The 25,087-nt window shown below is 40.9% G+C and carries 15 protein-coding genes; 6 read left to right on the forward strand and 9 right to left on the reverse strand.

What is annotated here, in order from left to right; all coding sequences use genetic code 11:
• Positions 1-7 precede the first annotated feature (7 nt).
• The 6 genes from tatC (at position 8) to AB3G38_RS14825 (ending at position 7,535) form a co-directional block, all read left to right on the forward strand.
• Positions 8-898, forward strand: coding sequence for a twin-arginine translocase subunit TatC (gene tatC / locus AB3G38_RS14800; RefSeq protein ID WP_367864647.1), 891 nt, complete (start codon positions 8-10; stop codon positions 896-898).
• A gap of 4 nt (positions 899-902) precedes the next feature.
• Complete coding sequence (gene rpiB, locus AB3G38_RS14805; RefSeq protein ID WP_367864648.1) at positions 903-1,337, forward strand: ribose 5-phosphate isomerase B; 435 nt, start codon at positions 903-905, stop codon at positions 1,335-1,337.
• 209 nt (positions 1,338-1,546) lie between these two features.
• Positions 1,547-3,181, forward strand: coding sequence for a M28 family peptidase (locus AB3G38_RS14810; protein WP_367864649.1), 1,635 nt, complete (start codon positions 1,547-1,549; stop codon positions 3,179-3,181).
• 105 nt (positions 3,182-3,286) lie between these two features.
• Entirely contained in the window at positions 3,287-4,678 is a 1,392-nt protein-coding gene (locus AB3G38_RS14815; RefSeq protein ID WP_367864650.1) for a LutB/LldF family L-lactate oxidation iron-sulfur protein, read from the forward strand.
• Between the two features lie 5 nt (positions 4,679-4,683).
• Positions 4,684-6,660, forward strand: a complete 1,977-nt coding sequence (locus AB3G38_RS14820; RefSeq protein ID WP_367864651.1) for a thiamine pyrophosphate-dependent enzyme — start codon at positions 4,684-4,686, stop codon at positions 6,658-6,660.
• A 56-nt stretch (positions 6,661-6,716) separates the two neighbouring features.
• Complete coding sequence (locus tag AB3G38_RS14825) at positions 6,717-7,535, forward strand: hypothetical protein (RefSeq protein WP_367864652.1); 819 nt, start codon at positions 6,717-6,719, stop codon at positions 7,533-7,535.
• Here AB3G38_RS14825 and AB3G38_RS14830 read toward each other — a convergent pair.
• From AB3G38_RS14830 to ruvA, 9 genes are all read right to left on the reverse strand, one after another.
• On the reverse strand, positions 7,484-8,098 hold the full coding sequence (locus AB3G38_RS14830) for a SprT-like domain-containing protein (RefSeq protein ID WP_367864653.1): 615 nt from the start codon (positions 8,096-8,098) through the stop codon (positions 7,484-7,486). The genes AB3G38_RS14825 and AB3G38_RS14830 overlap by 52 nt on opposite strands.
• A gap of 18 nt (positions 8,099-8,116) precedes the next feature.
• Complete coding sequence (gene feoB, locus AB3G38_RS14835) at positions 8,117-10,234, reverse strand: ferrous iron transport protein B (protein ID WP_367864654.1); 2,118 nt, start codon at positions 10,232-10,234, stop codon at positions 8,117-8,119.
• 7 nt (positions 10,235-10,241) lie between these two features.
• Positions 10,242-10,457, reverse strand: a complete 216-nt coding sequence (locus tag AB3G38_RS14840) for a FeoA family protein (RefSeq protein WP_041879861.1) — start codon at positions 10,455-10,457, stop codon at positions 10,242-10,244.
• A 219-nt stretch (positions 10,458-10,676) separates the two neighbouring features.
• Entirely contained in the window at positions 10,677-13,100 is a 2,424-nt protein-coding gene (locus tag AB3G38_RS14845; protein WP_367864655.1) for a TonB-dependent siderophore receptor, read from the reverse strand.
• Between the two features lie 229 nt (positions 13,101-13,329).
• Positions 13,330-16,173 (reverse strand): outer membrane beta-barrel protein, encoded by a 2,844-nt coding sequence (locus tag AB3G38_RS14850; protein ID WP_367864656.1) that lies wholly within the window; start codon positions 16,171-16,173, stop codon positions 13,330-13,332.
• Positions 16,174-16,448: 275 nt separating this feature from the next.
• Complete coding sequence (locus AB3G38_RS14855) at positions 16,449-16,853, reverse strand: VanZ family protein (protein ID WP_367864657.1); 405 nt, start codon at positions 16,851-16,853, stop codon at positions 16,449-16,451.
• Between the two features lie 3 nt (positions 16,854-16,856).
• Complete coding sequence (gene gcvH / locus AB3G38_RS14860; protein WP_354304697.1) at positions 16,857-17,237, reverse strand: glycine cleavage system protein GcvH; 381 nt, start codon at positions 17,235-17,237, stop codon at positions 16,857-16,859.
• Between the two features lie 63 nt (positions 17,238-17,300).
• On the reverse strand, positions 17,301-24,464 hold the full coding sequence (gene sprA / locus AB3G38_RS14865; protein WP_367864658.1) for a cell surface protein SprA: 7,164 nt from the start codon (positions 24,462-24,464) through the stop codon (positions 17,301-17,303).
• Between the two features lie 28 nt (positions 24,465-24,492).
• Entirely contained in the window at positions 24,493-25,077 is a 585-nt protein-coding gene (gene ruvA, locus AB3G38_RS14870; protein ID WP_367864659.1) for a Holliday junction branch migration protein RuvA, read from the reverse strand.
• Positions 25,078-25,087 lie beyond the last annotated feature (10 nt).

Below are 25,087 nucleotides of genomic sequence, written 5' to 3' on the forward strand. Positions count from 1 at the left end.
AACGTACATGAGTGATAATAAAGCGCAGGACCTTATAGGGGCCATTAAGAATAAAGGAAAGAATCTGGAATCCGAAATGTCTTTCTTTGACCATATTGATGTATTAAGAAAACACTTGCTCAGAGCATTATTGGCGATCGTAATTTTTACTGGTTTAGCCTTCTGGTTTTACGATTTCCTGTTTAACACGATTATTATGGGCCCTAAGAGCCCTGATTTCTGGACTTACCGGATGATGTGTAAGCTGGTCCAGATCTTCCCTTCCCTGGGATCTGATTTTTGTATCACCTCCATTAAGGGTAAAATTATCAACACGGAAATGGCAGGCCAGTTCACGTTACAGATTAATTCCTGTATTATGACGGGTATCATTTTTGGGATTCCATATATTCTTTTTGAACTCTGGTTATTCATCAAACCTGCCCTTCATGAGAAGGAAAGGAAGGCTGCAAGTGGATTTGTCTTCTTTGCTTCTGTATTATTTCTGATAGGTGTTTTATTCGGTTATTTCATCATCTGTCCGTTATCAATTAACTTCCTGACTAATTTCTCGGTGAGTCCGATGATCGAAAATACATTCACAATTGATTCGTATTTATCATCTGTCTCTACTTTAACCATCGGAACAGGGATTATATTTGAATTACCTGTTGTCATTTATATCCTCTCTATATTCGGTATCATGACGCCTGCATTTATGCGTGCCAGCCGGAGATATGCGGTTGTAATCATCCTGATCATTGCTGCTGTAGTTACCCCTACTCCGGATATGATGACGATGCTTGTCGTAGCTTTCCCGCTATTCATTTTATATGAGCTGAGTATATTTATTTCTGCAAAAATTGAACGCAGAAAAAACAAAGAACTTTACGGTACAACCAGAGGTAACAACGCTTAAAAACATGTCCACACAACTAAAAATCGCTATTGGTGCTGACCACGCTGGTTTTGCTTATAAGGAGTTATTACGTGATTTTCTGAAGGATTTCCAGGTGCAGGATTTCGGGGCATACAGCCCCGGCTCTGTAGATTATCCTGATTTTGCACATCCTGTGGCTTCGGCAGTAGAAAACGGAGAATTCCCTTTTGGGATCCTGATCTGCGGAAGTGCTAATGGAATTGCTATTGCAGCTAACAAACACCAGGGAATCAGAGCTGCGATTTGCTGGGAAAATGAAATAGCTTCCTTAGTGAGACAACATAACGATGCGAATATCATTTGTATTCCTGCAAGGTTTGTGTCAGAGGAACTCGCTAAAGAAATGGTCATGACCTTTCTGAATACAGCATTTGAAGGTGGCAGGCACGCTGAGCGCGTTGCTAAAATATCCTGCTAGCCTTACAGGCTTAGCTTAAAAAACAATTGGCCCCTAATGCTATGGCATTATGGGCCAATTATGCTTCTGGCCACGCTGTAACATAATAGTGACTCCCTGAAAAATCGGCCTGGTGCCGCTAAAAGAAATAGTTAATTTCCTATATTAAGACCCTTTAAAGACCAGGGTAATTCATCTGGAAAAACAAGAAAACAGCATAAAACTAAATAATGAACAAACACTTTTTAAATACAAGCATGGCTTTATTGCTTTGCCTGGGTGCATGTGCACAAACCCAGACTCCTGCCAAAAATCAAACGGCAGTAAAGTTTAGCACAAGTATCAATAAAGCTAACGCTTACAAACATCTTTCTGTACTCGCATCTGATGAATATGAAGGCAGGGAAACTGGTAAAAAAGGTGCCTGGATGGCAGCAGATTATATCAAAAATTATTTCAAAAGTATTGGCTTAAAAGGCCCTGTTAATGGTGATTATTTTCAACCGATAGACATGGTTACTTATCAGCTGAACCAACCTGCTTTTACAATTGGTGGTCAGGCTAAAGTATATAACCGGGATTTTGTTGTTCCTGCGTCGAACGTCTCTCTTGAAGGTTTTACTTTCCATACGAATGAAGTCATCTTTGCGGGTTACGGCCTGGATACAGACGGTTACAATGATTATAAGAACATTGATGTTGCAGGTAAAGTGGTTGTGATCTTTGCTTCCGGCAACCCTTCGCAGCAGCCAGAAGCTGCTCCGGCCGACCGCGCTGCAAGAAGAAAAGCAATGACTGCGAAAAGAGAGAAAATTCAGTACCTTTCTAATCACAAAGCATTGGCTGTAATTCAGATAGATCCTTCACTGGATAGTTTGAATGAAGAAACGAAATTGATGAATGCAGGTTCAGGACAGCTTACTTTGAAAAGCGCAGAGAATACGGCAAGGATGGCAAAGATGAAAACTTTTCCTGCCATTAACATCAATACAGCTACTGCAAATGAACTGTTAAAAGCAGCAGGTACAACTGTAGAAGCTTTACAACAAAAGATCAGTTCAACTGGACAGCCAGCTTCACAGGTAATTAAAATTGCTTTGTCGGGTAGTGCTAAAAAGGAAGAAGTAAAAGTAAGGGCTGAAAATGTACTGGGTTTTCTGGAAGGATCTGATCCGGTGTTAAAGAACGAAATCCTGGTGATCACTGGTCACTATGATCATATCGGCCTGACAACTTCGGGTACTGATAAAGTGAACAATGGTGCGGATGATGATGGTTCCGGAACTACAGGTGTATTGTTGATTGCTGATGCTTTCACCAAAGCTAAAGCAGCCGGAAAAGGGCCTAAAAGAAGTATCTTGTTTATGACCGTAGTTGGAGAAGAAAAAGGTTTATTAGGCTCTGAGTGGTACTCTGAGCATCCGGTACTTCCTTTGGAGCATACGATTACCAATTTAAATATTGATATGATCGGCCGTGTAGATAAAGAACATGAGCATAATGAAGACTACATCTATATCATTGGTTCTGATATGCTGAGTTCTGAGCTGAATGCTGCCGGAATCAATGCGAATGAGCAATATATGAAGATGAACCTGGATATGAAATACAATAACAGGACTGATCCAAACCAGTTCTATTACCGTTCAGACCATTATAATTTTGCGAAACATGGTATCCCGGTTATCTTTTATTTTAATGGGGTGCATGAAGATTATCACCAGCCGGGTGATGAAGTAAGCAAGATCAAATTCGACTTGCTGGCCCGGCGTGCACAACTGGTCTATTATACGGCCTGGGACCTGGCTAACCGCCCTGTCAGGCCTGCGGTAGATAAGAATGAAGATGGTACACCAAAGAAATAATTTTAAAAACCTGCATAACCTGCAGGTTTTTTCGTTTTATGAAGAGCTTGTTAATTTTAGCCCCTAAATTTAAACAGGCTCTCAAACATTTATTTATATTTGAACATGACGAAGATTGCTGAAGAGTTTTTGGTGAAGGCAGATGAGAAGGCATTTGATGTAGATCATCGTAACACAATCAACCACAACATAGGAAAGTACAATGATGCGGTTACAAGGGGTTTAACGAAATTTGAGAATTTAGAAAACTCAAAAAAGAAGGCGCATGTGATCAAGTGGAGAGTGATGGAAAATCTGGACAAATTCTTACCGGAATTTGAAGCCAATTTCCAGCGCCGTGGTGGAAAAGTAATCTGGGCAAATGATGCAGAAGAAGCACAAAAAGAAATATTAAATATAATTAATAAAAGTGGTGGCAAATCGGTTATTAAATCGAAATCCATGACTACCGAAGAAATTCATCTGAATGATTTTCTGGAAAAGAACGGGATCTCTTCTTTAGAGAGTGATCTGGGCGAATTTATTGTGCAGTTATTAGGGCAGGCACCTTACCATATCGTAACCCCTGCAATGCACCTGACCAAGGAGGACATTGCCAAATTATTCCATGAAAAATTCGGTACTCCGATAGATTTTACACCTGAACAGCTTACTCAAAAAGCAAGAGAACTTTTAAGAGAGAAATATCTGACTGCTGATATAGGGATTACTGGTGGAAATTTCCTGATCGCGGATACAGGCAGCGTTGCGCTAACTGAAAATGAAGGAAATGCCCGTTTAAGCACGACCTTCCCTAAAATACATATTGCAATTGTCGGAATCGAGAAAATCATTCCTTCTATGGCAGACCTTGATCTTTTCTGGCCTTTATTGTCAAGCCACGGAACAGGTCAGAATTTAACAGTTTACAATTCAATTCTAAGCGGGCCAAGACAGGCCAATGAAACCGATGGCCCGGAAGAAATGTATGTGATCTTACTGGACAACGGTCGTACAAACCTGCTGGCACAAAAAGAGCAGCGTCAGAGCTTATATTGCATTCGTTGTGGCGCTTGTTTAAATGCGTGCCCTGTTTATAAAAACATAGGTGGTCATACTTACAATACAACTTACAGTGGCCCGATAGGCTCTATTATTACGCCCCATTTACAGGGGATGAAAGATTTCAAGCACCTGAGTTATGCGTCGAGCCTTTGCGGTAAATGTTCTGAAGTTTGCCCGGTAAAGATTGATATTCATAAAATGTTACTGCTCAACAGAAGAGACGCCGTAGAACAGCATCAAAACACAAAGACTGAAGATATTGGCTGGAAGATTTGGAATTCGGGGATGTCCGGAAGATCAAAAATGGACTTGTTTGGGGGAAAAATAAAGAACTTTTTCATGAAGCTGATCTTCAAAAAAATGTGGGGCAACTACCGTGCTATGCCGGAGGTCGCACCAAAGTCCTTTGCCAGACAATGGGAAGAAAAATCCAAAAATAAACCGCAAACCTAACCTATATGCATTTCGACCGGAAAGAAAAAGACGATGAAACTTTGTTGTCGCTTTATAAGCGTCTGCTTTATCCCAGAATGGTCGAAGAAAAAATGCTGATCCTGCTTAGACAGGGACAAATAGGTAAATGGTTTTCTGGCATAGGCCAGGAAGCGATTGCAGTAGGTGCTGCATTAGCCATGAAGGCGGAAGAATATATTCTGCCCATGCACAGAAATCTTGGGGTCTTTACTTCCAGAGACATTCCGCTGCGTAATTTAATGGCGCAGTGGCAGGGAAAAATAACCGGTTTTACCAAAGGCAGGGACCGGTCTTTTCACTTTGGTACGCAAGAATTTAAAATTATAGGGATGATTTCTCACCTTGGCCCGCAACTGGCTCTGGCAGATGGGATTGCCCTGGCTGATCTGATTACCGGGAAAGAACAGGCTACACTTGTTTTTACGGGAGAAGGTGCCACCAGTGAGGGTGATTTCCATGAAGCAGTCAACGTAGCTTCAGTCTGGAATTTACCTGTGATCTTCCTGATTGAAAATAACGGCTACGGGCTCTCTACACCTGTCAATGAGCAATTCAATTGTGATCACCTGGTAGACAAGGCTATAGGTTATGGTATTGAAGGCATTCAAATTGATGGGAACAATGTTTTAGAGGTTTTTGATACCATTACTGAGATTACAAAAAACATCCGTGCTAATCCCAGACCAGTTTTACTGGAATGCCTCACTTTCAGAATGAGGGGCCATGAAGAGGCTTCGGGTACAAAATATGTTCCTCCTCACTTGTTTGAGCAGTGGGCAGAAAAAGACCCGGTTAAGAATTTCGAGCGCTATCTGTTTGAACAGCATATCCTGACGAATGAGCTTTTAGAAGAAATTAAAGCAGATTTTAAGACGGAGCTGGATCAGGAAATTGAGCAGGCTTTTAAAGATGCTGATCCTGAACCTTCTGCGGAAACAGAGCTCACGGATATGTATTATCCTTACACCCCCCAGGTAATCCATCCTACCGAACCTTCTACTGAAATCCGTTATCTGGATGCGATCAGCGATGGTTTAAGAATTGGGATGCAAAAACATTCAAACCTGGTGATTATGGGCCAGGATATCGCTGAATATGGGGGTGCATTTAAAATTACCGCAGGTTTCGCAGAAGAATTTGGCAGGGCAAGAGTCCGCAATACCCCTATTTGTGAGTCTGCTATTGTTGGTGCCGGACTTGGCTTGTCCATCAATGGCTATAAAGCAGTGGTAGAAATGCAGTTTGGGGATTTCGTCACCTGCGGATTTAATCAGATTATAAATAACCTGGCCAAAACTCATTACCGCTGGGGAGAGAAAGCAGATGTTGTAGTGCGCATGCCAACGGGCGCTGGAACTGGTGCAGGCCCTTTTCATTCTCAGAGTAACGAAGCGTGGTTTACCAAGACACCAGGACTTAAAATAGTTTATCCTGCTTTCCCATATGATGCAAAAGGTTTGCTGCTTGCAGCCATTGAAGATCCTAATCCGGTGATTTATTTTGAGCATAAACTTTTATACAGAAGTTTAAGCGGGCTGGTTCCTGCTGGTTATTATACGCTGGAAATCGGGAAAGCCAGCTGGCTGAAAAAAGGGCAGCAGTTCACGATCATTACCTATGGTCTGGGCGTTCACTGGTCACTTTCTTACTTATATGATCATCCTGAATTATCAGTGAACCTGATCGATTTATGCAGTTTACAGCCCTGGGATAAAGAAACCGTTGCAGCGGCCGTAAAAGTTACCGGCCGGGTAATTATTCTTCATGAAGATACGCTGTGCAGTGGTTTTGGAGCCGAAATCGCTGCCTGGATTGGCGAACACTGTTTCACAGATTTAGATGCACCAGTGATGCGCTGCGCAAGCCTGGACACCGCTATTCCAATGAGCAAGTTGCTGGAAGATCAGTTTCTGGCTAAAAGCCGTCTGCATGAAACTGTTCAGAAATTAATGGCCTATTAAGGCCTTGGCACGATAATGGCCTGTTGATTGAAAGCTCAATTTTACAGGAACGCGTTATGAAAACCATTTATTTACTATGTTTAGGAGTTTTACTGTTTACGCTTCCGGGTTGTAAGTATTTTAAATCTACACATCCACAAGCTGGTTTGCCTGAAGAAGGTACCACAAATATGACTGATAAGTCTATTTTAAACTATGCTGCTTCGATTGACCGGACACTCCGGGATTATAAGAAAGAATACAGTCTGATCTATTTATCGGGCGATCTTTCTGTATACGCAGAAAAGTACAGTGCACATAATGATGGGATGTTGTATAAAACCTATACCTCAAATGGAACGATCAGTAACGCAGTAAAAAGTTATTATTTTAAGAATGACAGCCTGATCCTGGTCAAAGAACGGATTAAGCTCATGAATGAGGAAGGGAGCGTTTTTAAGGACGTAAGGACTTATATGCGGAATAATGTGATCTTCAAAATAGATAGCCGCACAGCAAGCTCTGCTGAGGCTTTACGTACACTTCCTTATTTACCAGTACAAGCAGCGGATAATAAATATCCTGATGAAAGTTATGCTTCGGATGTGAAAGGAATTAATGATGCAATTCAGGGAACAGATAAATTTGAAATGGTATTTGATAACATCTCCACATATCCGGATGCGCTTTATATCATGCTTAAAAGCAAGAGACAGCCGAATTACAAATCAAGCATCCTGGTTAAAACTAAAGATGCTTATATTGATAGTTTATTGAATTTCCCTTCGTTGTTTAAGGATGATCAGTTAAATTTCAAATGGAAAATAGAGGATAATACCTCTATTTATGTACCGGTAGCAGACACTACAACTTCGGCCAGAGGACTGAATAAATAGGTATTACCGTTATCCAGACATTCACATCTGAAACGTTTCCTGAGCTTTTCCCCCTTTTTGAATCTGCGGCCATCTTTAATAGTAAATATGGTATGCTGAGGAAGTTCTTCTAACCGGGAGTGATCAAGAATGCCATCGTACTTTTTAAGCGCTCTGGACAGGCTTAAGTCGGTACAGCTGGAAGCGGAAGGGTTAGTTAAATAAGTGCTGATTGCTATTTGAAGATCTTCAGGAAAAACCTGCTGCTCCAGAAAGGGAGTCATCATCCTTTTAAAGTTGTGCTTCCATTCTCCGCCGTGTGGCTTGACCTTATTCTTATGGTCGTTCCAAGTTAGCAGGTGTGCAAATTCGTGCACTGTAGTCACCAGAAAGGCATAACGGTTCAGGTTATTGTTGACAGAGATCTTATGTCCCAGTTCTTTAAAAGGGTGTCTGTAATCACCGAGTTTGGTCGCCCTGCTTTTGGAGATCTTAAATTCGCATTGAAAGTAGTCGATCCATTTAGCAATTACCGGAGCCGCCTCAGGGGGCATATACTGTGCTAAAACATCAACTTTTTCCACAGTCCTAAGATAAAGAATTTACTTCAGAAACTGATAGGCGATTAAACTGGCTACATAGGCCATAGCAGTCATATATACGGTTTGGATCAGCGGCCATTTCCATGATTTCGTCTCGCGGTAAACTACAGCAACCGTACTCATACATTGCATAGCAAAAGCGTAAAACAGCATCAGGGCAAATCCGGTGGCAAAGGTAAAAACAGGCAACCCGGTTTCCGGATTTCTCGCCTCTCTCATTTTATCCCGTATAGTCCCCGGGTTCTCTTCTCCGTTATCGACACTGTAAATTGTTGCCATCGTCCCTACAAAGGCTTCACGGGCAGCAAATGAAGTAATCAGTGCAATACCGATCTTCCAGTCAAATCCTAAAGGTTTAATCACTGGCTCAATACTTCTGCCGAGGATTCCTGCGTAAGAGTTTTCCAGCTTTTCGGCCGATTTATCTCTTTCCAGCGTACTGATCTGTACACTGTCTTTTTGCATTTCAATTTTAGCGTATTTTGTTTCAATCTGTTCAAATTTCTCTGACGGGCCATAGGTTGCCATCACCCATAAAACTATGGATATTGCAATAATCACCTTACCTGCTTCAAATACGAAGGTTTTAGATTTTTCATACATCGTGAAAAGCACGTTACTCCATCTTGGCATTCTGTAAACAGGCAGCTCCATAATAAAGTAAGACTTCTCTGTGGCTTTGATCATGAACTTCATTACGAAAGCAACCGTAACCGCAGCAATGATACTAATCAGGTACATTCCCATCAGAGCTAATGCCTGCATGCTGATAAAGCCTAAGAATTTAGTGTCGGGAATAATCAGAGAGATTAATAAGGTATAAACCGGAAGTCTTGCTGAGCAACTTACCAAAGGTGAAACCATAATGGTAATGATCCTGTCTTTCCAGTTTTCAATGTTCCGGGCACTCATAATAGAAGGAACGGCACAGGCGAAACTACCGATCATCGGTACAACTGACTTCCCGCTCATTCCAAATTTCCGCATAATCTTATCCATCATAAAAGTCACTCTGGCCATATACCCGGTATCTTCCAGGATAGAGATCAGTGCAAACAAAATGGCAATCTGCGGGATAAAGACAATAATACCGCCTAGTCCGGCAACCACACCATCTAAAAGGAGGTTAGTTAATATTCCATCGGGAAGGTATTGGTGTCCTGTCTTCGCAATCCAGCCAAATGCGCCTTCAATCAGGCTCATCGGATAGGCAGACCACGAGAAAATAGCGTTAAAAATAAAGAACAGGATAAACAGGAAGATAAAGAATCCCCAGAAACGGTTAGTCAGAATCGAATCTATTTGATCACTGAACGCAAATTTTCTGGAGGCACCGGTATCTTCAATAACACCGGATAATACGGTGCTTAAATATCTGTAACGGGCAATAGTTTCTGCTGCCTGTAGTTTGGAAGATTCGAATTGGTGTGACTTTTTAATCTGCTCGAATTGCGCGTGTTGCTGAGCAGTATAAATTTCAAGGTGCTCGTGCTGGTGCAGAATTTGCAGGGCGAAATAGTCATTATCAGTTGCAAGAAGAGCTTTAGTTTCGTTAATGGCGGCCGCAGCGAGTACATTAACGTCTGTTCCGTTTACTTGCGTAGGGATAGTAGTGGTATTGGCAATGGCTTGTTTTAGTGCATCAAGCCCTGTTTTACTCCTGGCAGAGATGCCAACAACCTGGATGCCGAGGCGTTTGGAGAGTTCATCAATATTGATATTGATCCCTTCTTTGGTAGCCATATCCGTCATATTCAGTGCAAGTACGACTGGAATACGCAAGTCTGCTACTTGTGAGTAGAGGAGCAGGTTTCTGCGGAGATTAGTTGCATCAGCAACTAATACAATGAGGTCGGGATGGCTTGAGTTTTTTTTATCAGCAAGTACTTGAAATACAATACTTTCGTCCCTGCTTTTTGGGTATAAGCTGTAAGTTCCTGGCAGATCGACAATTTCGGCCTGTTGTGTGGCAGAAAGTTTACAGAAACCAGTTTTCTTATCAACGGTAATTCCGGGAAAGTTACCGATCTTCTGGTTTAACCCGGTGAGTAAGTTAAATAGTGTTGATTTTCCTGTATTGGGATTACCAACTAACGCAATTTTCAGTGTAGTAGCCAAGATTGATCTAAGAAATTATAATAACAGAAGCTTCGTTTTTGCGTAAACATAATTGGTAACCTGCAACACGTATTGCCATAGGATCACCTAGTGGTGCAAAACGTTCAACTTCCACAACTTCTCCAGGCAAACAGCCCATTTCCATTAGTTTTACTGACATTTCTAAATCTGTAAAGGCTACAATAGTGCCACGTTCTCCTGGATTTAACTGCGAAAGATTCATATGCTTAATTAGGTCGCTAATGTACCCTTTATCAATAATAAATCCAAATAAAGACCTTCGTTGTGACACCATTAATACATAAAAACAAAGGATACTTTATGTCCGGGCGACATTGCCGTCGCCTGAAGGGGCTCGCAATGAATGCCCTCACCTGAAGTATCCTTTGTTTATATCCAATCCACCATGGAGATTGTTAGTATTGTTTTGTACTAATTCTTATCAGAAGTTATATTTAACACTGATTCTTCCGTTTCTGGGTACTTCGTAGATGTAAGTGTAATAAGAAACTGATGTTGCTGTTTCTTTTGCTAATTTAGTATAAGAACCCTGAGTGAATAATTTTTTGTCCAATAAATTACTTACTAAACCTGTGATGGAGAACTTACCTTTTACGTAAGATATACCAGCGTCGAAACGGATATAATCTGCAAACGGGGTTTGAGCAGGTCCTGATCCTGCGTAGCGGTTTAATAGCATCTGGTAACCACCTGAGAATCCAATTCCGTTAAATATCGAATTTGCATTTCTGTAACGGTATGATAACCATCCGTTAGTGATGTGTTTAGCTGTATTCGCCAAGTAGGTTCCAGTCGCATTTCTTGCCGGATCTTTGTTCTCATCCCTGGTTACCTTTGGATCTGTGTAAGCATAGTTCAGGGTTAAGTTTAAGCCTTCAGCTACTTCTCCTACCAAATCAAACTCAATACCTTTAGATTGAACTTCACCTAATTGTACCATGAAGTTGTTTGGATCTCCAAGCGGGTATGCCGGGTCAGGAGTTAAGACATTTTTCTTTGTAATTTTATACATAGAGAATGTAGAGTTCCACTTTCCGCCAAACCAGTCTTTCTTCAATCCAAATTCAATGTTATTACCTGTTACGGGTTTAAAAACGTCTCCGGTTGCCGATCTGGAAGCCTGAGATTGTGGAATAAAGCTTTGATCGTATAAGGTATAAGCCGAGAAATCTTTCGTGATGGAATAACTTAAGCCCACTCTTGGGGTAAATGCATTGTCTGACATTTGTGTCGCATTGGTTTTACCAACAGTTTCTGCATGGGTAAAACGACCTGCCAGGGTCAAACGTAGTTTCTCATCCAGAAAGCGTAATTCATCTTGTAAATAAGCGCCTGTATAAGTTGAATTGGTTGCATAAGTATTTGCACCTGATCTTACCTGAATGCTTCTTGACCTGTCAAATACAGGAATGTTAGCCGTTGGGATACCATAAACAGGATTATAAATATTAAAAGTAGCATTACCTGCCAACTGAAGATCTGGTTGTGAAACACTTGAAAAATCACCCCAGGTTTTTAAGTTACCCATATCAATACCACCTAAAACCCGGTGCACAACTTCACCTGTTTTGAACTGGCCTTGTAAGCTCAACTGGATATTTTTATTGATCGCTAATTCTTCACTGATATTCAGCCCTCTTCTCATATCACCGTTAGCAGCAATTGTAGATGGCCATGGCGTACCTCCCAATAAGGAGTAATTCAGGTAAGCAGCTTGTGCGTTAAATGTCCAGTCTTTATTGAATTTATGATTTAAATAAAGCGTAAGGTTATGGTCATTCAGCTTATTCGGATCTAATGAAGGGTCTCCAACAAAGAAACCTGGATCAGTATCACCGTATCCTTTCGGAGAGAATCCGTAGTTACCCAATGCTAATGCTTCTACGTGCTGATGTGTGTATTCAGCGGTAACTTTGGTATTGCTGTCAATCTGATAGCTGATTACCGGTGCAATTACATACTTATCATTGTAATTGAACTTATTGAAACTGCCTTTAGTTTGCGCAGCCACGTTTAAACGAAACAACAATTTACCATCAGCAGAAAGCCTGGTATCTAAATCGACCGCAGCACGTGCAAGGTTATATCCACCAGCACTCAGGCTAACAGAACTTTGATTCGTGCCTGTAGGTTTTTTAGTAACAATATTGTAAAGACCACCCGGCTCACCATTTGCCATCATAAAACCAGCAGGGCCTTTTACGAATTCAATACGGTCAATTGTCGCAGCATCATCTGCAAGCGGACCCCATGGGGTTTTTAAATTCATTCCATTACGGAATCCTGGGATAGAGAAACCACGCATCAGGATATTTGCATACTGCGCATCCCAGTGGCCAACCCTTACGGCACCACTTACATTCCTGGTTACACCGTCAACAATATCAAAAGCCATTTGATCTGCCATCAGCTGACTGGTAACGACTTTAATATTTTGAGGTAACTCTAATAACTTTGTTTGTAAACGTAAAGAAGAAGAGACTTTTTCTACTTTATATTTTTTATTGGTAGAAATCTGAACATCCTTCAACTGCGACTTGTTCTCATTCAAAGAGAAGTCAGCAATTACTGTCTGTTTAGTCACTGTAATTTGTTTTTCTTTTGGATACAGGCCAATTGCAGAAACAACAAGCGTATATTCTCCTGCTGGTACTTTCCTGATTGAATAAGAACCATTCTCTTCAGTAATTGCACCAAAAGTTGTACCCTTTAATTTTACAGTTACTCCATCAGCAACAGTTCCATCCGAAGTAGTAATTCTACCTTTGATGTTTCCAGTATGCTGCGCGTACAGGCTAGTACTTAAAAATAAGATGAAAATTAATGAAAGTAATTGTTTTACCATAATTATTTAGATTGATTATATATAATTTTGGCGCAAAGTAAGTGCATTTTTACTAAGTATTCAAAATTATTTTAAATCAGTCTAAATAATAGCTTTTAGCGCAGAATATTGTCAATCCATTAAATAAATTGTTTTAGCTTAACAATTGCATGGTACATTTTCGGGTATAATCCTTTAAATAAGTCGATTATTCATCAAGCAATCAACATTTTCCACCTGTTTTTTCGTATTACATATCCCCGCCTCTTCTTCCACCGCCACCACCAAAACCACCGCTACGACCACCTCCACCCATACCCGGCATTGGCACATCATTCTGCATAGTCTTGCCACCCATTCTGCTTAAAGAATAAGTAAATGAGAACATATAATATCTTTTCAGCACATTATACCTTAAATCTGTAATCGTGTTATTGCTGGAAGTTCTTGAAATCCCCTGATTCTGATTCAGCGCGTCATTTACAGCAACCTTAAAAGTCCCTCTGTTCTTGAAAAACTGTTTACTGATGTAACCGTTCATGATCGTGAAGTTTGTATTGTACTCCGGCCCTCTTCCCGTATTCTGGAAATAATCCACATTCACAGCCAGACGAATATTTCCAGGAAACATATAACTCACATCAATTGCAGGATTCAGTGTATAATAAGTAGTATTTGCAGAGGCCTGAGCCGAATAGGTAGCACGATTAATTGATCCCGCCACACTCGCAGTCAGATCCAGTTTATCCATAGAAGAAACTAACCTGTATTTATTGGTGATCGAAAGATCATTCGTTACATTTTGCAGAGAATTGGTGAAATTAACCCCTCTGGCATAAGTACCTCCTAAATCTATATTCAGATTCAGCTTATTCTCCTTAATAATAGGCAAGCCCAGAGAAGAACCTAAAGTACCCTGATAAACCCCGTTCACATTGACAGGAACAACCGCAAGTTTACCAAAGTTAGGATCAGCCGGCGCGTCAATCAGCCTGCTGTCATTTCCGAAAGCATTAAAAGTCTGGCTGATATTCGCGAAGATAAACAGTGAACGAAACTTTGCGAAGTCGAAATTATTATACAATACAGTCAGATTATTTGTGAAAGAAGGCTTTAAACCAGGATTACCAATCGGAATACTCTGCGCATTGGTATTGTCAGGAATAGGCTGAATCTGATTAATTGAAGGCTGTTGTGTATTTCCGCGGTACCTGATCACTAACCTTTTGCTCTTACTGAATTTATAACGCAACTGTGCGGTAGGAACGATATTATAAAAATTCTGAGTGATCACATTACCGGTTGTCAGATTTTCATTTCTTCTGTCCGTATTCTGTACACCCACTCCTATATTCCAATTTAACTTCTCCGTATTCTTATTCAAACTTGCCCCAACTGCATTGGTTAGCGTCTTATTCTCATAAGTATTGGTATAGGTCAAATCAGGTATATCATACTGAGAAGTAATCGGGTTAAAATTATAATTGAAACGCTCGCTATTGTTAAAACTATAAGTATTCTGATAGTTCAGCTCCAGGTTTAAGGTCTTAGAAACAGGCTCTGTATAAACTACTCTTGAAGTATTTGAAATCGAATGTGAATTCTGGTTGTTCAGCTGATTGATAACCGAATTGCTTACCGAATCTCCCTGAGTGGTTACGTTGTTAATATCATTATAGATTTTGGAATCATTATCATTGATACTTGTATTGATATTCAAAGATAACGTACGTCCCTTCTTAGCGAACTTTTTCCTTAAGAGAATATTATTGCCAATTACCGGCGATGTGGAATTCGTATTGTACCCCTGCGTACCTACTGTCTGGTACTTATCATAGGTATTTATATAATTGGTATGCTGAGCTAATCCGGTTTCTGTATAAGTAATATTCGGCTGTACACGGATTGACATTGTTGAATCGATCTTCGTATCAATCAAAAAGTTAAAACGGTGATTTTTACTCTCCGTATTGCTCGTCAGATTCTGATTAAAAAGAGTCCTGCTATCTCCTAACAAGTTTTCCCTTGAGCTGGCCTGCTCATTGAACAAAGAAGTCTTATTAAAGAAATAACTCGCAGTAATTTTAGTCTGATCTGTATAAACATCGGCAAAGTTAATACCGAAAGCATTGGTATTCGTGATTCCCTGAGGTGGAGCACCCGATGCCGCACTGAAACGACCACCGCCACCACCACCACCTCCGCCGCCGCCATTACCCAGGCCGCCACCGCCACCAAAGTTCTGTTTGTTGACATTGTTAAACTGGCCGATCACCGAAAACTGCTGCTCCTTGTTAAACTTATTGACATTCAGGTTCACATCATAACGATCATCCGTACCATAACCAACACTTGAATTTCCGAAATAACCATTCTTCTTATCTTTCTTGGTCGTAATATTAATAATCTTCTCCCTGTTCCCATCATCCACACCCGTAAACTGAGCCTGATCCGAAAGTAAATCAATCACCTGGATCTTATCAATCATATCAGCAGGTAAATTCTTTGTAGCCAATAAAGGATCATTTCCGAAGAAATCTTTCCCATCCACACGAACACGCGTAATGGTTTCTCCCTGAGCTTTGATCGAACCATCTTTAGCCACATCAACGCCAGGCAGTTTTTTCAGTACATCCTCCACTACAGCATTCTCTCTTACCTTATAAGCACCCGCACTATACTCTACCGTATCAGTTTTAACTACTACCGGAGTAACAACCCCTTTAATCACGACTGTATTTAAATTCAGTCCTGTATTTTCCATAGCCAGCGTACCCAAATTGATTGCAGGTGAAGCAGCAGATACCGTAAATTCTTTATTGACATTATTTAAACCAAGATAAGCTACCGTAAGCCTGTAAGGTCCCGGGGCAAGCCCTTTGAGTACAAAAGAGCCATCGGTTTCTGTATTGATCACACCAGCAACACTGGAATCTTTAAGACTTTTAACTGCTACTGAAGCGTAGTCTACAGGTAAACGGTCTTTCGCATTAACGACTTTTCCACTAACGGAGCCATTTTTTAACTGTGCATACGAAGAAAAGCTGAAAAGGAGGAATGCAATCAGCAGGAGATTTTTTGTAAAAGTCATCATGGAAGAAGCTTGATATTTTTCAATTATATGCCTCTCTGACTCCAATAAAGGTAAATGGTTTGTTTTTATCCGTTAAAATATGGGTAACATTTTAAATACACCCGTTTATTCAGCTTAAGGGGCCGATAAAAAGTTTTAACAACAGGAAGAATAACTAAGAATACAGCTTGTTTTTCTGCACCGCAGGAACTGAATAGCTAACTTTAGGGCAATGGCAGCCCGGTTTAAAAATACTACAACTGCTCAGCAGTCCTATAGACAGCAAAAACAAAATACTAGCTTTCCTTTTCATAGTTAGATTTATTTAATAACACATACGCAAATATCGCCATAAATACACCGATCATATCACTGCCCAGATCCCACCACTCCGCAGAACGGTAAGTGAAGAACTTATACTGGATCAGCTCAATAAAACCACCTAAAGCAAAAGTGAGCATCAGGATCTTAAAGATAGTTAAGATTCCGAAATTTTCTCTGCGCTGACTTTTTGTTTCACCGTAAAACAGTAAAATAGTGAGGACAAAGAAAAACCCCAGATGTACTATCTTGTCAAACCCCGTAAAGAAAATGCCCGATTCACCAACGGAATCAGGCATTTTCATCGTACAAAGAATCAAGATAAACACCGTCCATAAAAGGGCCAGGCGCTGATGTAAGAGTACTTTGAATTTATTCATTTATTAAGCACCAACTAAAGCCTGGTATGCAGCAGCATCCAATAATTCAGCTACCTGAGCAGCATCACTTAAGGTTACTTTAACCATCCAGCCTTCTCCATAAGGATCAGAATTCACTAATTCCGGACTATCGTTCAATGCAGCATTAATTTCTAATACAGTAGCAGTAACCGGCATAAATAAGTCAGATACAGTTTTAACGGCTTCAACACTACCGAAAACATCATCCTTACCTACTTCCTCACCTACAGTATTGATATCGATATAAACGATATCACCTAATTCGCGTTGGGCGAAATCAGTTATACCAATAAAGGCTTCATTACCTTCAACTCTAACCCATTCGTGGTCTTTAGTGTACTTTAGTTCTGATGGAAAATTCATTTTTTATTCGATTTGATTGCTCAAAGGTAATTAATATATACTTTATACAAAACGTTACTTTTCTTAATTAAGTGTGATCCTCAAACTAAATCCAAAATTACTGAATGAAGTATTAAACGATTGCGAAGTATAGGGCTTGGTAATATTTGAATCGTAGAAAACCTTAATGTTAAAACGCTGATTCAGGATGTAATCCACACTCGGCCGGTAGGTAATATTTTTAGCACCCGAAGAAATTTCTGCCTCAGATATATCCGCCCTGTAAATCACAGTCTTATTGTCCCGGATGGAAATGTCCAGTTTGAAGTCCATATTATTATCCATTTTCAGCTGTTTAAACAATCCAAAAGGAAATCTGAATTTAGTAGTACGGTAACCCAAACCAAACACCATGTTGTTCTCAGACAGTTGTGCCAGCTGACTATTCGCTAAACTCAAACCTAACAAACGTGTTCTGCCCAACTCAAAATTAGCAGTCAGGTTATTTTTTAAACGGGTATCAATTCCAATCAGCGGTGCAAACTGTTCGGCAATCGTTACTTGTGAATACTGATAGAAAGGAAGGAAATTCTTATTGTCATCCCTGCTGCTCACATACCCGTCAGTTTCCTGATAGCGGGCCAGTGTATTAAATCCATTCACACTGTAAATAGAGCGATAAGAATGTCTCAAATCAATCGACTTGAAATAATCACCTAAAAAGTCCCATCGCGTTAATCCGCCGTAATTGATGCGCCAGTTTGGCAAAGGTATTTTAGGGAAAGAATTCAAGCTTACCTTAGCAGCATCCTTACCAGTATAAGCCGCCATAAATGCAGCGATCAGTACATCCTGAGAATTCTTATCATATCCATCAGCAAAGCCGCCAGAGAGGCCATTAGAATTCGTATTGATGGCACCTAAACGCGCCGAGATAGTCGATCTGTTTGCCATAAACTGATTGAACAGTTTTGAAACAGTACTTCCTGGATTTTCAGAAAATGCAGTTCCCAATGAGATAAATGAAATGCTGTAATCACCAGTGGTTGACGGGCTCAGGTTACGGAAAGCCTGACTCGTATTATCATATCTGAAATTACTTGAATAATTCATCGTTCTGTTTTTATTGGCCGTCAGGGTAATCCTGAAATCACGGAAAGGCTCGATCACACTTGTAATACTTAAATCTTCTCTCATGGTATTGATATACAATTGGGTCTGCAACGTATCGTGTGTAATCCAGTTATTTCTGATCGCCATTTCCCGGATGTCACGCTGGCTACCGAATACAAATCCCCAGCCCGGTGCTCCGGAGAATTTATCAATTCCAAAATAATCTGTCTGTGGCGTATAACCAGGCAGGAATATCCCTTTGGTCTGGGTATAGGCTGCATTGATATTCTTAATACTCGTTAACAAACCTAATAAAATTCCAGGGCCTCCGTCATTATTCTTCGCGCGCTTTAACAAACCAAATTTATTGTATAAACCCGTAAAGTTAAAAGTTGGATTGATCTGGATCGTCCTTGCATTCTGAATGGTATTCCCCAGGTTGATCAGCGGATCTCTCAAAGTAGAAAGCGGCTCTGTATTCCAGGTAAAGTTGGTCCCGTACCTTGTGGCCACATTGATCCAGTCCAGGCCAGGGATCTTATTGACCGGCAAAGCATAGGTGATATTCATATTATGGCTGTAGTCTGTGGTACGGCCCAGTCTAAGCAGGTTCTGCCAGACCGTATCACGCTTCAGCCCATTGACTCTACCCTCTGGTTCATCAATGATAGAATAATTTGTCGCATCAAAATCCAGTGTCAGAGATTTGGTCAGATTCCATGAAATTGCATATACCCTGGTGATCAGGAAATTTTTATTGAAAGTCGTATTGATTGGTATTGAATTTCCCGGATCATTGTTCCGCAAGCTATTCTCTGAATAATAACGGTTCACATCAATCCTGAAATTGATCGATGTTGGCATCGGGCTAATGTTAATATCCTTTAATATCGTCAGTAAATTCGACTTAATCAGTTTATCAAATGGCCTGTAGTTCTTTGACTGTCCGGAATAATTGTAAGCCAGGGAGCCGAAATAGGTTTTCTGTATCGAACTCTGATTGATAAAATCGTGGTGCAGGATTTTAGTAAAAGAATAGGTTCCGCTAAAGTTTTCTACATCCCAAAGCTTAGGCGCTTTGGTCAGATCTGTCCGCTCTTTGTGAACATTCGTAAAGTTAATACTATTCCGTGTGGTATAATCCTGTGAATAATCCAGGATAATTTTCCGCTCTTCAGCAGACGCTCCTTTCAGAGAAGTCTTCAATTCAATATCCGGCATTTTCGGATCATACTGAGGGGTGCTCACCTGCTTGGAATAACTGATGTAAGTTGGAATCTTGATGCCCGATTTTTTAGGGAAGAACTTACCCAATTCCATATTGGATGAAATATCAAAAGAGGTATTGTCAGACCTGTTTCTTTCACTCACCCTTTTGTCCAGTGAGCCGAAACCAATAGTTGACTTACTTCCCGAAATATTCACTTCCGCAAAATCAGCCAGCTGTGCATTCATTCTTGCTGCTGCTGCCCATCCGCCACGTTCATCAAATTCAGTTAAGCGAAGTTCATTGAACCAGATCTGCCCGCTTTTTTCCAACCCGTCATCCGCACGCGGATCCGCAGCCAGTTTTAATGGATTTTTCACCCCAAGCATATAAACCTTGACCTGGCTCATATCAGGCTGTCCTTTAATCGTTACGGTTTTACCATCTATCACATAAGAGAAAGGCTTGGTAATATCCCAAATTGCCCCATTAGCCATAGTAGCCCGGTTACGTGCCAGTTTAATATCCTGAAAAAGTGATAACTGGATATCCAGCTTATTGGCATCCGGCCAGATTGCATAGGGGTCATTTGTGTTGGGTTGTGTAACTGTCAGCGGTTGCGAATACTCATAATAGTTGTCCTGATTATCCGATCCGATCCTGATAAAGGCACTCAGGTCACCATTGTTAATTACGGTATTTCCTACAGCTTCCAGGTGGACAAACATTTCCAGTCTTTTGTAAGACCTGAAATCATTCAATGCAGTCTTGAAAGTTGCGCGGCCATAACCATCGCGCAGGTTCCGCACAATAAAAGAAAGAGATTGCTCGTTTAATCTTGTATTGGTTCTGTAGTTGTTGAAATCAAGTTCCCTTTGAATTCCCGGCGGTACGACATAAGGAATAGGTGTACGTTTTCCATTTTCCTCAATATTTACTGTACTCACTTCAATCGTTGAATTATCTGGTGTTACAGTGTTATTTAGTCCCGGGTCAGTAATTAACTGTGTACCGATATTCTGGTCATTATATTTTCTCCAGTCTCCTCTTACCAGCTGAATTTTAGCAAACCTTAAGATGGTTGTATCTGCAAAATTAGTCAGAAACATCCTGAAGAACCTGATCGATTTAAAATCCTGGATATTTCCTACTTTCTGCTGATAATCTGCCAGAGGGATACGGATCTGATACCAGGTAACCGGCTGCGTTTGTCCATTGGCTAATTTCACCTGTGAAGTCACCGCATCTGTTACATAATTTTTTCCAACTTCAAGATCCCCTTTACGCATTGATACTTTATACTGAAAATACTCATCCGACTGCGTCATGTTGTTATCTCTGTTTACATCCTCGCCATCTGGCAAAGAAGTAGATGCAGAGTTATCGATGCCTAAATCTGCTAAAGATTGCTGAGAGGTTTTCGAGTTTCCATCTGTTCCATTGTATTTTTCATAACGTTTCAGAATCCCTGCATTTTCCTGATCCAGCTGCGGGCCTCTGAAGTAAGTATAGTTATCTGAACTCGGGTCACCCTGCAGCTCATTGGCAGCTGAAGGACTTAACTGCGGAACAATCTGGTTCAGGACAGGTGCAAACTTGGTTTTCTCGTCATTATCTGCCAATCCATCCAAACCAACATCCTGTGCTTTACGCGCAGCAGGATCATTGTCAAACGCCTGAACTACCGGTTGTAATTTTGGAACCCGCCCCCAATTCGTTTCATCAAATTTAGCCGGATCTCCATCTGGCGGCAATCCATTCTCTAATGACTTTCTGCCATCTTTCAGAATATCTTCAGAGATATTACCAATGTTAAAATATAAATCTCCACCAGCGGCATTCGTCTTGTAAATATTAGGGTCCATTACCCACAGCTCTATATATTCAATATTCAGCGCCTGGAAATCATTGGTCTCGATCTTTCTGAACATCCCTCCCCAGCGTGCTTTAGGATTCATCAGATCCCCGTTACTGCTGAAACCACTCGGCGTATAATTGTAAGGTCCACGTTTATTCGGATAAAAGGCTACGTTCAGTGTGGGCAAAGAAACCGCTTGTCCTGTCGGCGTTTCTTTAAAAGGAAAAACCTCCTGTTCAATAATTTCCCTCACATAGTGATTGGATAACTCCGTTTTGTTGTTCCTTAAGTTTGCAGGAATATTAGAAGCTGTTCTGTTATAAAATGTAGGATCAATATTATAAAAAGCAAGTCTTGCTCTATTGTATCCATAAGCAAGGTCATTTGTTAATCCTGCTTCCTGGAAGAGTTGTGGTGTACCTGAAATCTGCCAGGCAATTGCACTCTTTAAGTCAATAACTGAACGTGAAGCTTCGAAATCATCCAGGTAACTTGTTCCGCCTTTATCCCCTAAACTATTGATTGCTTTTGGGTGTCCTGGTACCAGCTGGGCAAATTCTCCCGAGAAAGAGAACTTGGAAGGAGCTTTTGTAGAAATGAAAGGCAGCTTATCTACCATCTTTGTTAAGAACCGGGAAGAAGTACTATAATTCAAATCCATTCCCCAGATCGTATTCGAAATTGGCTCTTCTCCGATATTTACTTTTGGTGTGAGCGGCTTCTCTGAAAGGTTCATATAAGTTGCCCCTAAATTCAGCTTGTTATTCACTTTATAATCCAGCCTGGTACCAAACAGTGAACGCTGCTGTAAACCAAACAGCTCATTGTTCTCGGTGGTAATCCTGATGGCCTGACCAGACAGCAATACACCGGTATTGATGATACTTACCCTTCCACCCTGGTAATCAACCGTAAAATCGACACCCTCCTGTAAAGGGATAGTTCCGGAAAATACTTTTACAGATCCTTCCGGAACATTGATTGAATTCAAACTGAATTCTGAAGCCACCTGTGACTGATAGCCCCCTTTAATGATATACCTGTTTTGCTTAGTGAAAAGCTGCTGTGCAACTACTTTCGTAGAGTCATACAGCGCAGTATAAGTATATTTATCAATCAGATTCTGCTCTCCCGGGTTAAACTGGGCGGCCAGATCTCTGCCAAAAGGTTCTACTACCGGGAATATAACACGTCCGTTTAAAGGATCGATCGTAATATATCCTTTACTCATGTTTGTGGCAAAAGCCGCAAGCCCGTTATTTCCATTCGTACCAATGTTACCAATACTGCTGATCGTGGTAGGCGGTACTCCGCTCGAAGTACTGGTGAAAGGTTTATCCTCTGCCTGAAAGTCAAATACTCCATCCGGCTTACGGTCATTTTGCTGATTTAGCCTGTCCAGACCGGTTAAGTTAATCCATAATTTGTTGGTTGTATTGACCCCCTCAGTCATCACTGGTCTTTCAATACCCGTCTCATTGTCCAGACGGAAGATATCCAGTTTAAAGTTCTGAGGACTGATCTGGTAGCCACCTATAGAATAGATGTTCTTCATCATCAGCTTCCAGGTTGGAAGATTGGTTTTAGTGGTTTCGTTTTTCAGTAATTTAGCAAACAATACTTTTGGCGTATTCGGATCAAAAGGTACATCGGTAGAGAATTCACCGACCTGGTACTCTACTCCATTGTAAGTATAGCGGAAAACTACAGCCAGTACTTCATCTGAGTTCAGGGCATTGTTCAGGGAGATATACCCCAGTTGAGAATGGAAAGTATATTCACGGTCTGCAAGCTTACGGGCGTAAGTTAACTTCGCATAATTATCCGTTCCTCTATTAGCCTGAAAGTAAGAAATTACATCATTCGAATTCGTGAACCTTGCCCCCGCAGGTAATTTAGTTAAGATATCATTAGACTGCCTTATTCCCTGAAGTGAAAAGCCCGATGGGGCCTGTGAAAAAGCTGCCCCGCCTGTGAACAAAGCACTATAAGGTTGATTCTCTCCAAGATCCATCAAACCTAAAACGTCCCTTGAATCTTGTGTATTGCCTGTTTTATTGGTAATCCAGACCTCTACTTTCGTGATATTTACACCCGACAGCAAATTGGGCGCATTGGCCATGGCCTTATTGTAATTGTCCCTGAAGAATTTTGCCAGGAAATAATGTTTGTTAGCTTCATAACTATCACCGGTTATCCGGAAATCATTATGCTGCGCCCCATTACTGATTTGCAACTCCCTGGATTGTGATTTCTGCTGCGTAAATACGGTCGTTACATTCAATCTGCCGAATTGCAATTGGGTCTTGATCCCGAATAGCGCCTGTGTACCTGTAATCAGCGAGGTGCTTAAAGGTAAACTTACGTTACCCGCCTCTATTTTCTTGATGATATCATCTTCCCCGCCCGTATAATCCAGCTTGATCTGATTCTCAAAATCAAATTGCGCTTCGGTATTATAGTTCATGTTCAGCTTCAGCTTTGTTCCGATATTCCCCACCAGATCCATCTGGATCCGCTGGTTGAAATCAAAATTGCTCTGTACTCTTTGCTGCTCATTGAACAGCGGGTTTTCATTCTTGTTTACACGTCCTAAAAAGGTAAGCTCTGCTTCACCCCTGGGCTGGATACTAATTTGATTCCCGCCAAATATCTTATCAAATGACTTGTTATTAACTGTCAGACTTGGAATAACACCTGTTCTTCTGATTTCTTCCGTTTCTGCATTGGAGATTACGCGCCAGTTGCCTCTTTTCATTTCAGAATTGACCAGGCGCTGGTATTCCTCTATAGTCAGGTATTGAGGACGGCCAAAAAATCTCCCCCCAATTCTTTCCCTGATGATATAACGTTTATTGGCCGCATCAAACTCTACCTCTCTTTTGATATTATCTGGCTGCGGTGTAAATGAATTAAATGGCTGACGGATACCTAAACGCTGTTTTTCTTTCAGCCCAAAGTTGTTTCTGGTGGTGTCCTGATAACGGTCCTCCGGATTTATCTGCGAGAAAGCTTGTGGTCCCCAAAAGGAAAAAATCAATAAAATGATTAAAGTAAAAGTGTTTCTCAAAGGCTCGGAATTTATGGTAGGTATTTTTTTATAAGTTCTTTAAAGCTATTTTAATCATCTGTTCAACAGTTAAATCCAGTCCGCCATTTTTGATTGCATTATCTATCGCTTTCTCCGCTGGTACTTTTGCAAATCCAAGCATCGTTAATGCTGATAATGCCTCTTCTCTGACCGTATGGTTTAAAGGCGCGGCAATTAACGACCCGGTACCTTCTTTTTTCAATTTATCCTGCAGCTCTAAAACTATCCGCTGTGCTCCTTTGGCACCAATACCTTTGATACGTTGTATCAAAGGTAAATCAGCGTTGACTATAGCAGTTTGAATTTCGGCCGGCGTAATAGAAGAGAGCATCATACGCCCGGTATTCGGCCCGATACCAGACACTGAAATCAGGTGCAGGAATAACCGGCGTTCTCCTTCGTCAATAAATCCATATAAAGTATGTGCATCTTCTTTCACATGCAGCCATACATAGATTTTACAACGCTCGGCAGTTCCTAAACTGCTGTAGGTATTCAATGATATATTGATGTGATATCCAATACCACCCGCCTCTACCACAATATAAGCAGGACACTTAAACGTTAACCTGCCATCAATATAATCAAACATAATATTTTAT

The organism is Pedobacter sp. WC2423, assembly GCF_040822065.1.
In the GTDB taxonomy this organism is placed as follows: Bacteria; Bacteroidota; Bacteroidia; order Sphingobacteriales; family Sphingobacteriaceae; genus Pedobacter.